Source organism: Streptomyces dysideae (genome assembly GCF_001514305.1).
Classification (GTDB): Bacteria; Actinomycetota; Actinomycetes; order Streptomycetales; family Streptomycetaceae; genus Streptomyces; species Streptomyces dysideae.
The window spans coordinates 1-554 of the sequence record NZ_KQ949221.1 but is presented as its reverse complement, the minus strand read 5'-3'; the positions used below and the strand labels follow the sequence as shown (position 1 = coordinate 554).

At 70.2% G+C, this 554-nt stretch carries 1 protein-coding gene; it reads right to left on the bottom strand.

Annotated features, from left to right (window positions below; genetic code table 11):
• On the bottom strand, positions 1 to 482 hold a 482-nt coding region (locus tag AQJ91_RS48495; RefSeq protein ID WP_234383498.1), incomplete at its 3' end, for an RICIN domain-containing protein.
• Positions 483 to 554 lie beyond the last annotated feature (72 nt).

The window sequence follows — 554 nt, the reverse complement described above, 5'->3', positions numbered from 1 at the left end:
TTCTGGTTGGCGCCGCCGTGGCACGACCAGAGCCGCACCTCCGTGCCGTTGGCCTTACCCCAGCCCGAGGCCTCCAGGCACAGCCCGGACCGCACGCCGACGATCGTGCCGTCGGGGTTCACCCGCCACTGCTGGTTCTCAGTGCCGGTGCACGTCCAGATCTGCACCGGGGTCCCGGCCGTGGTGCCGCCGTTCCGGGCATCCAGGCACTTGTTGCCGTACACGGTCAGCTGGGCGCTGTCCGTCAACGTCCACTGCTGGTTGGTTCCGCCGTGGCAGTCCCAGATGTGCACGTTCGCGCCGTCGGTCTGGCTGACGCCCGCCACATCGAGACAGCGGCCGGAATCAACACCGCGCACGTCGCTGGTGGTGGCCGCCTGGGCCGGGCCGGCGACGAGCAGCGCCGCCAACGCGGCCAGGGCCGCGACCGCGGCGGCGAGCATCACGGACGGGCGTCTGAGACTGAAACTACGTCTGTGCATAAGGACCTCGTCATCCTTGAGCAAGCGACTCCGGTCTGGCCCGTCAGGGGCCGTCCGGAGGCGGTGTGGAGC